The sequence below is a fragment of the Alteromonas sp. 5NW40-0090 genome (assembly GCF_057552975.1).
Genome location: NZ_BAAJLT010000003.1, coordinates 91328 through 102920, shown reverse-complemented (window position 1 = coordinate 102920; position 11593 = coordinate 91328). Strand labels below are relative to the sequence as shown.

The window sequence follows — 11593 nt, the reverse complement described above, 5'->3', positions numbered from 1 at the left end:
TGATAAAAATACAGCTATATTAATGAATACAAGAATGAATATAACAAGAAGGTGTGAGTATGATTCGCTTTCTAATAAATAACGATGTTGTTGAATTAAACGAAGCGCGAGCCGACCTCACCCTTCTGCAATTTATACGTGAACATCGTAAAAAAACAGGTACCAAAGAAGGCTGTGCAGCAGGAGACTGTGGCGCGTGCACCGTAGTGCTTGTAGAGCCAGCATCATCTGATAACGCGACGAAACTTAACTACCGTACAGTGAACAGCTGCATCACGCTTATGAGCGCTGTACACGGCAAACAGCTATTGTTCGTAGAACATTTAAGCGATGGTAAACACTTACACCCTGTGCAACAGGCATTGGTTGACTATCACGGTTCGCAGTGTGGCTTCTGCACACCAGGGTTTGTCATGTCGATGTTTGCTTTATACCACAGTAATACAAAACCAAACCGTGACGATGTGCTTCATGCTTTATCTGGCAACTTGTGCCGCTGCACTGGCTACCGCCCAATTATCGACGCTACGCTGGCAGTGTGCGAACAAACACCAGATGATCAGTTCACGGCACGCCAAGAAGCTACCCTTGCCACGTTATTATCGCTATCTGGTGAGAAGCCATCGGGTACAGGCAATATATACACGCCTACATCGCGAGAAGAGTTGAAAGCACTGATTAAGGCACATCCTGACGCACAACTGGTTGCTGGCAGTACCGATTTGAGTTTGCAGTTCACTCAACAGTTAAAAGATGTGCAAACGCTTATCAGCGTTTCTCATATCGATGCACTAAAACAATGCACCAAAAACGAGCATTCTCTTATTATTGGTGCAGCAGTTCCGCTCAACGATGCGGCGCCTCTTTTAATAAACGCATTTCCACAAGTCGCTGAACTGGTAACGCGCTTTGCGTCCCTGCCTATTCGCAATCAAGCAACGATTGGCGGAAACGTGGCTAACGCTTCGCCTATTGGTGATATGCCGCCGTTGTTACTCGCAGTGAATGCCATACTTCATTTAGACAACGGCGATAGTGTTCGTACAATCCCAATCAGCACATTTTTCAAAGGCTATCGCGAAACCACGTTGGCGAAAGATGAATGGATAAGCGCGATAGAAATACCCTTTTCAAACTCTAATCAGTCACTTGCCGCTTATAAAATTTCTAAGCGATTTGAAGATGATATATCGGCCGTATGCGCGGTATTTAATGTCACACTCGTCAACGGTAAGGTCGAAGCTATTACCAGTGGCTTTGGTGGTGTAGCTGCCGTTCCGTCAACCTGTGAAGCGTTGGAGAACGTTTTAAAAGGTAAGCAATTCGCTAGCAAAGAATGTTTAACGTTAGGTAAACAAATTTTATTTGATGCATTTTCACCTATTGACGACGTGCGCGCTACCGCTGAATACCGCAAGACAGTTTTAGCCAACCTATGGCATCGCTTCTGGTTAGAAAACCAAACAATAAACCATATTGAAACACGAGTGGTGCAACATGCGTAAGTTAATTGATGCTCCTAATCCTTTAGAAACGAACGAGAAACAAGGTGTTGTCCACGTATCCAAAAAGCATGAGAGCGCAACACGCCAAGTACAAGGCTCTGCGAACTACGTTGACGATGTCACTGAACCTCAGGGGACACTTTACGCAGCAGTAGGTGTAAGCCAATGTGCCAAAGGCACAATTGACTCGATTAATCTTGACGCTGTTCGCCAAAGCGAAGGCGTTGTAGATGTGGTTACGATTAACGACGTACCAGGTCATAAAGATATTGGCCCTGTGTTTAAAGGCGACCCATTGCTCGCTAATGGCGAAATCAGATTCTTCGGCCAGCCCGTATTTGCAGTACTTGCCACGTCAGTAACGCTTGCCCGACAAGCTGCACTTAAAGGCATAATAGAGGTGAGTGAAACCAAACCTATACTTACCGTAGACGCTGCCCACCAGCAGAAAACGTTTGTGCGCCCCCTACACCGGTTCGGCCAACATGCTGACCGCGTTGAAAGCACATTTGAAAAAGCGCCACACCAAGCACATGGTACGCTAAGTATTGGTGGACAGGAGCATATGTACTTAGAAGGGCAAGTGAGCCTTGCGATCCCTGATGAAGAAGATCGCATGAAAATCTACTCCTCTAGTCAGCATCCCAGTGAGGTGCAAAAACTCGTTGCCGAAGTGCTAGATGTAAAATTGAACCGTGTAATGGTAGACATGCGACGTATGGGCGGCGGCTTTGGCGGAAAAGAAACTCAAGCCGCGCAATGGGCTTGCATCGCAGCTTTACTGGCATCACGCAATCAATGTGCGGTTAAGCTTCGCTTACCGCGCTTCACCGATATGCACGTTACGGGTAAACGCCACCCGTTTGAAAACGAGTTTGGCGTGGCCTTCGACGAGACGGGTAAAATTGAAGCTACCCGCATGACCATTAATGGTATTTGTGGGCACTCGCCTGATCTATCTGACGCCATTGTTGATAGAGCCATGTTCCATGCTGATAACGGTTATTACTTAGGTGACAGCGACATTGTTGGTCACAGATTGCAAACCAATATGGTATCGCACACCGCTTATCGAGGTTTTGGCGGCCCGCAAGGTATGATTATGGCGGAAGCCATGATTGATAAAATTGCCCGTGCTATTGGCAGCGACCCCTTATCGGTAAGAAAGCGTAATTTATACGGCCCGACTACAGGTAGTTTTACCCCCTATGGAATGAAGGTAGAACATAACCTTCTGCCCGATATGATTGCAGAGCTTGAAGAATCCGCTCAGTATTGGCAGCGCCGTGAAGCGATTGCAGCGTTTAATCGCGAAAGCCCGGTAATTAAGAAAGGCTTGGCACTAACGCCCGTTAAATTTGGTATTTCGTTCACCGCAAAACACTTAAACCAAGCGGGCGCTTTGGTACACATATACACCGACGGCAGTATTCAAGTGAACCATGGTGGTACTGAAATGGGCCAAGGGCTTCATACCAAAATAGGTCAAATTGCGGCCAATGAGTTTGGCCTAGACCTAGATATGATTGAGGTCACTGCTACCCGCACTGACAAAGTACCTAATACCTCGCCTACAGCGGCATCAAGTGGTACTGACCTAAACGGGAAAGCCGTACAAAATGCGTGTATTACGTTAAAAACTCGTTTGGCTGAATGCTACGCTAAAAGCTTAGGGTTAGAAGATCGTGCTGGTGAAGTGCAGTTTATAAATCAGCATGTTGTACTAGACGATAACAGCATTGCCTTTGCTGAACTGGTTCAACACGCCTATTTTGCGCGCGTATCGCTGTCTTCAAGCGGTTTCTATAAAACCCCTAAGTTGCGGTACAACCGCGATACAGGCGAAGGCCGCCCGTTTTTCTATTTTGCCTACGGCGTTTCGATGAGCGAAGTGTCGGTAGATACGCTGACCGGCGAATACACGGTAGATAAAGTTAATGTTATTCACGATGTAGGCAACAGCCTTAACCCCGCTATTGATATTGGCCAAATAGAAGGCGGTTTTATTCAAGGTATGGGTTGGCTAACTACAGAAGACCTAAAGTGGAACGACGCGGGTAAGCTGATAAGTGAAAATATGGCAACTTATAAAATTCCTGCCATAGGTGATACGCCCAAGGAATTTAATGTGAAGCTTTTCGGTAGAAAGAATGCTGAAGACAGCATCTACCACTCAAAAGCCGTTGGTGAGCCACCGTTTATGCTAGCCATTTCTGTATGGTGTGCGTTGAAAGATGCCATTTCTAGCCTTTCTGGCTATACCGTTGACCCGCAGTTAGACACGCCAGCTACGCCAGAACGGGTGTTAAACGCGGTAGCTGCTATACAGCAATCGGATAGCCGAGGCGGTGCGCTATGACACCCGCGTCACCAACGTCATTTCGCGCCCCCCAATCATTTCGCGCAACGAACTGGCATGAAGCAATAGCCGAATGCCAAGCGCGCAACGAAGGCTATGTGCTGGTGACTGTGGTAGGCACTGCAGGCTCTACGCCTCGTGAACCGGGCAGTAAAATGGTAGTCACCGCTTCGCACAGCATCGATACCATTGGCGGCGGACACCTTGAGTTTGACGCTATTGCCCGCGCCCGAGAGTTTCTTGCTAAGGGCGAAAAATGTACTCAGCTTCACAGCTACCCGTTAAGCAGTTCTCTAGGGCAGTGCTGTGGCGGTGCGGTAAAGGTACTTTTTGACGTGTGTAACGTTCATCAGCAGCACATTGCCATCTTTGGCGCAGGTCATGTTGCAAAAGCACTGGTGCCTATTTTGGCTCAATTACCCGTGCGAATTTCGTGGATAGACAGTCGCGATGATTTGTTTCCATTCTCATTGCCATCCAACGTGCAAAAAGTGGTGGAAGAAGCGCCAGAGAGCGAGGTTAGACACCTTGATGAGGACAGTTGGCTAATTATACTTACCCACGACCATCAATTGGACTATCGCATTACAGAGCAGGCATTAAAGCTGCCTTCCCTACCCTTTGTTGGGTTAATAGGTTCAGAAACAAAGGCAAAGCGCTTTGTTACCAAGCTGACTCAGCGCGGGTTTGACGACAACGCGCTGGCAAGGCTATCTACGCCTATAGGTAATCGAGATATTCCTGGTAAGCAACCTATTGAAGTTGCCGTCTCTATATCTGCGCAAATTATTGAACGTCTTCATGCAAAAGAAGCAATGGCAGGCAACAGTAACAAAGACAGTGAGAAGCCGAATAAAGCGTTTCTCAGAGAAAAGGACACTATCAGTGACACTTAATGAACTAAATACGCTAAGCGCTGAAGAAGCGTCGGCTTGGTTTGAACAATGCTGCGCGGCAAAAACCTGGATTTACCAAATGGTAGAAGCACGCCCGTATAGCGACAAAGATACACTTGTTAATCAAGCAAAGAACGCGTGGGCTAAGTGCAGTAATGACGACTACCTCGAAGCTTTTACGGCACACCCAATGATTGGCGACGTTGATTCGTTGCGCAAAAAGTTTGCAAACACCAAGGCCATTGCTGCGGGTGAGCAGTCGGGTACAGCCAGCGCGTCCGAGGCCGTTTTACATCAGTTAAAAGAAGCCAATCAGGCATATTTAGACAAGCACGGGTTTATTTTTATTATCTGCGCCACCGGGCTTTCTGCGCAAGCCATGCTAGAAGCATTGCAAGCAAGGCTGCCGAATACGACGCAGCAAGAGATTTCAAATGCTGCCGCGCAGCAAATAAAGATAACCCTTTTACGTATTAATAAAGCACTAGATTAGTGCTCTGCGTTATAGAAAAGTCAAAACGCTTACGCTATATGCGGCAGTAATACGAATTGAAAATTATTTAAGGATTACAGTATGAATACCCTTTCAAGCCACGTACTTGACACCACTTTGGGTAAACCAGCACAAGGTATTGCGCTTACCCTCACGCTACCGAACGGAAGTACTCTTTCTGGTGAAACAGACAGTGATGGCCGATTTAAAAACTGGGGCGTTGAAGACGGTTTTGCCGCGGGCGTTTATACCCTGCGCTTTCACTGCAAGCCTTACCTTGAAGAAACGCATGGCAATAGTTTCTACCCACACATTGATATTACATTTGAACTTGATGAGAATGGCGGTCATTATCATGTGCCACTTCTTATCTCTCCATTCGGTTTCAGCAGCTACAGGGGCAGCTAACAAACATGCAGCTTTTTCGTGCAAGCATTGCGCACTTTCCTAAACAAACCACACAGTTCGATAATGACATCGCTATTTTTAAAGACGGTGGTTTGTTATTAGATAACAAAGAAATAAAAGACATTGGACCGTTTAACAACATTGCTGAACGTTACCCTGCCGCCAATGTAACTGACTTAACGGGTAAGTGGATTTTACCCGGATTGATTGACAGCCACTTACACTATCCGCAAACACAGAGCATCGCGCATTATGGAGAGCAACTGCTTAGCTGGCTTGAGAACTATACATTTCCTACGGAAATGCAGTTTGCGGATAGTGAACATGGTGAAACGATTGCGAAAGTATTCTTGAATCAGCTGCTAAAGAACGGCACCACAACAGGCTTTGTTTTTACAACCGTTCACAAAAGCAGTAGCCAAGCACTATTTAGTGCCGCCAGCGAGATTGATATGGCGATTGTAGCAGGCAAAGTATGTATGGACAGGAATTGCCCTAGCGCACTCAATGACTGCCCGGCCACAGCACAGGCTGACAGCGCAGCATTAATTGAGACTTGGCACAACAAAGGCCGTAACCGCTACGCCCTAACCCCTCGTTTTGCACCTACTAGTACAGAAGCACAACTTGCTGCATTAGGTGAACTTGCCAAGCAGTATCCCGACGTTTTCATTCAAACACATTTGTCTGAAAATTTGGACGAAATCGCTTGGGTGAAAAGTTTATTCCCTAACGCTGACGGCTACTTGGATGTCTACGACACATATAACCTTGTGCGAGAACGCGCGGTGTTTGGTCATGGTATTCACCTTACGCCTAATGAGTGGGCTCGCCTTGGAGAAAGCGGCGCTACCGTTGCGTTTTGCCCTACGTCCAACTTGTTTTTAGGCAGTGGCCTTTTTGATATGACCGCAGCGCGTGCTAACAAGGTACATGTCGCCATGGCTACAGATGTTGGTGCCGGCACTACGTTCAATATGTTTAAAACATACGGCGATGCTTATAAGGTCAGTCAGTTACGCAACGAGCCAATTAGCCCATTAGAAGGGTTTTATCTTATGACCCAGGGCGCGGCCGTGGCCCATGCGCTTGACCACGAAATTGGCAATTTAAACCCAGGCTCTACCGCTGACTTCATCGTTGTTGAGCCAAGGTTTGACGAATTAACACAGTTGAGAATAAAAGAAGATGCCGACTTCGACGATGTGTTTTTCGCTTTAAGTATTTTAGGTGACGACCGCGCGATCGACCAAACGTGGATTAGTGGCGCCTGTCGCTATCGTAAAGAACATAATTAATAACAAGCTGCTGAAGGGCCTTTAGGGCCCTAAAAAAGGAGAGCAATAATGCCGTGGCTCGATTGGATAAGTTTATTTGTACGCTGGTTTCACGTTGTGGCCGGTGTTGCGTGGATTGGCGCGTCGTTTTACTTCATTTGGTTAGACAACAATTTACGAACGCCACCTAAATGGAAACAGGACAAAGGTATTAAAGGCGATTTGTGGGCTATTCACGGCGGGGGTTTCTATGAAGTTGCCAAATACGCTTATGGTCCCGAAAAAATGCCTGAAACCCTGCACTGGTTTAAATGGGAAGCGTACACGACTTGGCTGTCAGGATTCGCCTTATTAATCATTGTTTATTACTTTGGCGCTAGCGCTTATCTCATCGACCCTTCGGTTAACGCCATGTCGCCCGCAATGGCAATATCTTTAGGACTTGGGTTAATCTTTGGTGGGCTAGCCTTATATGAGTTTGCCTGCCGTAGTCCATTAGCCAAATACCCTCTTGCGTTTGGCATTGGCTTGGTCGCTCTTGTTTGTGCTGTTTGTTATTTGTCTACCCATTGGTTTAGCGGTCGCGGTGCTTATATTCATGTGGGCGCGCTTATCGGTTCTATCATGGCGGGAAATGTCTTTTTCAATATTATGCCGAACCAGCGCAAAATGGTGGCGGCGGTGGCTGAAAAGAAAGAGATCGACCCAGCATGGGGCGCAAGCGCAAAACTGCGTTCTGTGCATAATAACTATTTCACACTGCCCTTGCTGTTTATCATGATTTCAAATCACTACCCCATGACATATCAGCACCCGCAAAATTGGCTTGTACTTATCGCCATTATGGCTGCTGCGGCTTGGATACGCCATTTCTTTAACTTACGTCATGTGGGTACCACTACGCCAAGTATTTTAGTATCAGGCGCCGTTGCCATGCTTGCCATCGCGCTGTGGGTATCTTGGCCGCAAGCCTCGTCAATGCAACCGTTGAGTCATGATGATACGCTGGCTTCTTCATCCATGAACTCGGAGTCAGCGAAGCAATCTGCACCAAGAGCCCCCTTAAATTCTTCTAACGGTATAGAAAAAGAAAAAGCATCAATAATTAGTAGTGAACGCGTCGCTGGCTTGATTACCACTCACTGTGTAAGCTGCCACTCGCGCAAGCCCACCGACGATATATTTAAAGTTGCCCCCATGGGCGTAGTATTAGATTCATGGGAAGATATTGAAAGGTTTGCGCCTCAAGTGGTTCGAAGAACCACCGTAACTAAAGACATGCCATTTTTAAATAAAACAAAAATGACAGAAGAAGAAAGGCAAGTCATATCTCGCTGGTTTGTCCAGAAAAGTCAATAACATTTACTTGTGTGTGTAGCTCGGTGATACGCGAAAACAACCGTGCTACACTGCATTAGTTCTTATATTATTTACTTCTATGTTCTGAGCCGTCGATGATTGAACTTGCCCTTGTTGCTTTTTTTCGTACATTACCTCATCAGCTCTGTCTAACCACTCTTGCACAGAATTGATCCCCTCATTCCACTGCACCCAGCCAACGCTGAAGTCGATAGAGACAAGGTTACTACCATCGACTTCAACTTCAAATTTTTCGCGCTTAATTCTGTCAAAAAAAGCAGCCGTTTCGTTTTCATCTGTACCGTAAAGCATAATTACAAACTCATCGCCACCGATACGGCCAAACCTATCGCTTTCACGTAAAAGCCCGCTCATGCTGTTGGAAAACTCGACCAATGCTTTGTCACCTATTTTGTGGCCATATTTGTCGTTAATTTCTTTAAATTTGTTTAGGTCAATATAGACAAGAGTAGAAGTTTGTTGACCCCTGGCCATGCGAGAGATTTCATCATTTAACTGGCTAAAGATTTCTCTTCTATTGGCGAGCCCAGTAAGCGAGTCGGTTTTCGATAAATGCTCTAACTTAGTAACCGCACTCATCAGCGCTTGCTGCTGTGTTTTCTCTTTTGTTATATCGTCTGCTGTACCTAGGATAAGCGAATGCATTTCTAGGTCGTCATAAATCAAGCTTCCACGGTCATGCAGGTATTTCACCTCGCCTTTTGCATCATAAATACGATATTGGATGTCCCAATTTTTTAAAGGGCGCTGACTGAACTGTTTTAGTACCCGCGCTTTATCATCTTCATGGACATGGTCAATAAAACCAGTGGGGTTACAGTAGAGTTCATATTCATTGCGACCAAAAATGTTTTCATATCCGTTATTCACATATTTCAGCTGCGATAAATCAGGGGTCGCTACCCAAATGAAAGTTCTGTCAGAGAATGCACTAACAATTTTACTGAACAGGGCATCGACTTGAAATAATTCCGCTTGAATACGCTTTTTCTCGTCAATATCCTCTACAACTGAAATAAAATAGTCTGGATTGCCCCGTTCGTCTCTGACAAGTGAAACCGTAAGCTTAGCCCAAACCTCCTCGCCATCACTTCTAAGGTAACGCTTTTCTATTGAGTAGTCGTCAATGTCACCTTTCAACAGACGCGCCAGATGGTCGAGATCTTCATCCAAATAATCTGGCGCCGTTAATTCTTGAAACGTGAGTTGTGTAAGGTCTTCATTTGAGTACCCTAAAAAATCACACAGGCGTTTATTAACGCGAATGAAGCTGCCATCCACACTGACGTGAGCAAGCCCCACTGGACAAAAGTGAAAGGTTTTTTCAAACATAGGGCACTGCCCCGCTAAATAGTTGCATTCCTTCGCCTCAACAAAATGGTTCTTAACCCACAACAAGCTCAATATATACTTTGGTATAAGCAAGTATAGATTAGAATTATTTATTAGCTAATGAATATAACTAAGAAAAAGGCTTAGATAATCTTCTGCAACGCTAGCATAATCAAGGCTCAACACATTGAATGGAACGGTGGGCGCCTTACCCGAAAAAAATGGCAAATTAGCGTTAAACGCTAAAACAAGTTTGCTAATTGATTTATGTTAAACGCTTTATCATCAGGAGACAGTTGTGATCGAATTTTCAGTCGTTATCTTTGCTAAGCCTCATCAAGAGGAGGCGCTCTTAGATGCACTCACTCCTTTAGTCAAAGCAAGTCGTATTGAGCAAGGCGCAATAATGTATGACCTTCATTCATGCGAAGACGGCGTATTTGTTATAACCGAGAAATGGGAATCTCAAGCAGCGCTTGATGCTCATGAAGCGACGCCGCATTTTAAAGGCTTTCAAGATAAAGCAGGAGCGCTTGTTGAGAAGGTTGTAAGATTGCCGCTAGTGAAAATAGGATAACTATGATTAAGCGGTAGTTTTAAAACGGTGAACAGCAATGCTCACCGTTTTCGTAATCTCTTAATTATTTCGCAATTTGCACGTAACGTCTTAGTCATTCGTATGGTTTTCAGACCAGACTCTTAGCTGTTCAAGAATATCTAGCGCTGAGCGCCCAAACTCAGTGAGACTATAAGCAACCGCAATTGGACGAGAGTCGATAACGTTGCGAATGACCATGCCGTTGTTTTCTAGCTCTTTAAGACGCTGATCAACCATCTTCCGGCTGGCACCGCCGAGCATTCTGCATAAATCATTAAACCTAACAGGTTCGTCTTTCAAATGATAAATAATAGAGCCTGTCCACTTACCACCTATCAAGCGCATGCCACGCTCAATCGCGCAAGGCTCGGTGCACGTATTTAAAACGGTTTTTCTACCCTTAGCGTCTGTTTTTATTTCACTTTCCATCAAATTCCCTAAAAAAACCACCTAGTTACTAAAAGTATACTAATTGCTTGTTTGAACAAGGTAACTAAAATAGACCACATAAGCAAGTTTACCTTTAATTTCACCCTTAGCTAATTAGTCTAATGTTAATGTAAAAGGTTCACTGTAGGCCTCTTTGGAGTGTAAGCCATGAAAGATATTCATTTATACACCGCAAGCACAATGAATGGATGGAAGCCCGTTATCTTTTTAGAAGAGGCAGGTGTAGATTACGACTTAACTCACATTGACTTCGCCTCTCGGCAGCAAAAGTCGCCTGAATATATAGCCATCAATCCCAATGGCCGCATCCCAACTATCATCGATAAATCTAACAACAACTTCGTGGTTTTCGAGTCCGGCGCCATACTTTGGTATCTAGCGAAAAAGTATCAAAAGTTCATTCCGCCAAACAACGATAAGGAATCAGAAGTTCTGCAGTGGCTAATGTTTCAAATGGGAGGGATCGGGCCAATGATGGGACAGGCCATGTTCTTTCAGCGGATTGCGCCCAAACAGAGTGAGCACAACTCCTACGCCATTGATAGATACGTGTCAGAAAGTCGGCGCCTTTTAGAAGTGCTAAACACAAGGCTTGAAGGTCGAAGTTATTTAGTGAACGACGAGTTCACTATTGCTGACATGGCAACCTACCCTTGGGCCAGAGCCTATCATTGGGCAAAAGTAGATGTTTCGGGTCTGGAAAACCTTAAAGCATGGTTTAAGCGCATTGATCAGCGCGAAGCAACTCAGCGCGCACTAACTATTCCGGAACCTTTTGAGGCTTTCTTTGGCAGAGGGGATTCAGAACAACAAGCTAAGCAAGAGAAAGCTAACGCTGACAGATTTTAATAATACTAATTAAAACAGGCAAAACAGACCGTTCAAACCAAGTGAA

Annotated in this window: 11 protein-coding genes; 9 read left to right on the top strand and 2 right to left on the bottom strand. The window is 45.4% G+C overall.

Going from position 1 to position 11593, the window contains the following annotated elements; genetic code table 11:
• The first annotated feature begins 59 nt into the window (after window positions 1-59).
• From xdhA to AC27KT_RS04475, 7 genes are all read left to right on the top strand, one after another.
• Complete coding sequence (xdhA, locus tag AC27KT_RS04505; RefSeq protein WP_487127749.1) at window positions 60-1505, top strand: xanthine dehydrogenase small subunit; 1446 nt, start codon at window positions 60-62, stop codon at window positions 1503-1505.
• Window positions 1498-3864, top strand: coding sequence for a xanthine dehydrogenase molybdopterin binding subunit (gene xdhB, locus AC27KT_RS04500; protein ID WP_487127747.1), 2367 nt, complete (start codon window positions 1498-1500; stop codon window positions 3862-3864). Before xdhA ends, xdhB begins: the two co-directional genes overlap by 8 nt.
• Entirely contained in the window at window positions 3861-4760 is a 900-nt protein-coding gene (gene xdhC, locus AC27KT_RS04495; protein WP_487127745.1) for a xanthine dehydrogenase accessory protein XdhC, read from the top strand. Before xdhB ends, xdhC begins: the two co-directional genes overlap by 4 nt.
• Entirely contained in the window at window positions 4750-5253 is a 504-nt protein-coding gene (gene uraD / locus AC27KT_RS04490) for a 2-oxo-4-hydroxy-4-carboxy-5-ureidoimidazoline decarboxylase (protein ID WP_487127743.1), read from the top strand. The genes xdhC and uraD overlap by 11 nt, the downstream gene beginning before the upstream one ends.
• Before the next feature lie 81 nt (window positions 5254-5334).
• The gene (gene uraH, locus AC27KT_RS04485) at window positions 5335-5661 is read left to right on the top strand and encodes a hydroxyisourate hydrolase (RefSeq protein WP_487127741.1); all 327 of its coding nucleotides are present in this window, start codon (window positions 5335-5337) and stop codon (window positions 5659-5661) included.
• Window positions 5662-5666: 5 nt separating this feature from the next.
• Window positions 5667-6959 carry a guanine deaminase gene (guaD, locus tag AC27KT_RS04480; RefSeq protein ID WP_487127739.1) on the top strand — a complete coding sequence of 431 codons (1293 nt, stop codon included), beginning with the start codon at window positions 5667-5669 and terminating at the stop codon, window positions 6957-6959.
• Window positions 6960-7007: 48 nt separating this feature from the next.
• On the top strand, window positions 7008-8297 hold the full coding sequence (locus AC27KT_RS04475; RefSeq protein WP_487127737.1) for a urate hydroxylase PuuD: 1290 nt from the start codon (window positions 7008-7010) through the stop codon (window positions 8295-8297).
• A gap of 45 nt (window positions 8298-8342) precedes the next feature.
• Here the strand turns inward: AC27KT_RS04475 and AC27KT_RS04470 are convergent, their stop codons facing one another.
• Complete coding sequence (locus AC27KT_RS04470; RefSeq protein ID WP_487127735.1) at window positions 8343-9650, bottom strand: diguanylate cyclase; 1308 nt, start codon at window positions 9648-9650, stop codon at window positions 8343-8345.
• Between the two features lie 298 nt (window positions 9651-9948).
• Between AC27KT_RS04470 and AC27KT_RS04465 the strand changes: the two genes are divergently transcribed.
• Entirely contained in the window at window positions 9949-10227 is a 279-nt protein-coding gene (locus AC27KT_RS04465; RefSeq protein WP_136781164.1) for a putative quinol monooxygenase, read from the top strand.
• A 90-nt stretch (window positions 10228-10317) separates the two neighbouring features.
• Here AC27KT_RS04465 and AC27KT_RS04460 read toward each other — a convergent pair whose 3' ends face one another.
• The gene (locus AC27KT_RS04460) at window positions 10318-10677 is read right to left on the bottom strand and encodes a winged helix-turn-helix transcriptional regulator (protein WP_014949063.1); all 360 of its coding nucleotides are present in this window, start codon (window positions 10675-10677) and stop codon (window positions 10318-10320) included.
• A gap of 168 nt (window positions 10678-10845) precedes the next feature.
• On the opposite strand from AC27KT_RS04460, the gene AC27KT_RS04455 reads away from it, so the two are divergent.
• Window positions 10846-11547, top strand: a complete 702-nt coding sequence (locus AC27KT_RS04455; RefSeq protein ID WP_487127733.1) for a glutathione S-transferase family protein — start codon at window positions 10846-10848, stop codon at window positions 11545-11547.
• Window positions 11548-11593 lie beyond the last annotated feature (46 nt).

Excerpts from the sequence above, each read along its gene's own strand:
- xdhB (WP_487127747.1), top strand. The coding sequence starts at position 1,498 with ATGCGTAAGTTAATTGATGCTCCTAATCCTTTAGAAACGAACGAGAAA.
- AC27KT_RS04455 (WP_487127733.1), top strand. The coding sequence starts at position 10,846 with ATGAAAGATATTCATTTATACACCGCAAGCACAATGAATGGATGGAAG.
- AC27KT_RS04460 (WP_014949063.1), bottom strand. The coding sequence starts at position 10,677 with ATGGAAAGTGAAATAAAAACAGACGCTAAGGGTAGAAAAACCGTTTTA.
- xdhA (WP_487127749.1), top strand. The coding sequence starts at position 60 with ATGATTCGCTTTCTAATAAATAACGATGTTGTTGAATTAAACGAAGCG.
- uraH (WP_487127741.1), top strand. The coding sequence starts at position 5,335 with ATGAATACCCTTTCAAGCCACGTACTTGACACCACTTTGGGTAAACCA.
- guaD (WP_487127739.1), top strand. The coding sequence starts at position 5,667 with ATGCAGCTTTTTCGTGCAAGCATTGCGCACTTTCCTAAACAAACCACA.
- xdhC (WP_487127745.1), top strand. The coding sequence starts at position 3,861 with ATGACACCCGCGTCACCAACGTCATTTCGCGCCCCCCAATCATTTCGC.
- AC27KT_RS04475 (WP_487127737.1), top strand. The coding sequence starts at position 7,008 with ATGCCGTGGCTCGATTGGATAAGTTTATTTGTACGCTGGTTTCACGTT.
- AC27KT_RS04470 (WP_487127735.1), bottom strand. The coding sequence starts at position 9,650 with ATGTTTGAAAAAACCTTTCACTTTTGTCCAGTGGGGCTTGCTCACGTC.